Source organism: Kingella pumchi, assembly GCF_022288825.1.
Taxonomy (GTDB): Bacteria; Pseudomonadota; Gammaproteobacteria; order Burkholderiales; family Neisseriaceae; genus Kingella_D; species Kingella_D pumchi.
In genome coordinates, this window is the sequence record NZ_JAKOOW010000027.1 from 1 (window position 1) to 282 (window position 282).

1 protein-coding gene is annotated in these 282 nt (G+C 66.3%); it reads right to left on the reverse strand.

Annotated features, from left to right (window positions below; genetic code table 11):
• The coding region (locus MB824_RS08265; protein WP_238747981.1) for a hypothetical protein at positions 1-282 on the reverse strand (282 nt) is incomplete at both ends.

The window sequence follows — 282 nt, forward strand, 5'->3', positions numbered from 1 at the left end:
GGGGCGGCGATGTCCAGACGGCCGCCGTCGATTTGACCGCTGTTGCCGATATGGGCGCTGCGGATGCGGTTTTCTGAGGTGCTGAGAATGCGGCCGCTGTTGTTCAGGCTGCTTGTGCTGTCGATGCTGCTGGTGCCGTGGGCATACAGGGTGCCGCTGTTGTCGGTTTGGCCGGCATTCAGGCTGAGGGTGCCGCCGTCTTGGGCAGCGACGGTGCCGCTGTTGGCCAGCTGTCCGTCGGCGCTGAGGGTCACGCCGCCGGCACCGGCGTAAATCTTGCCG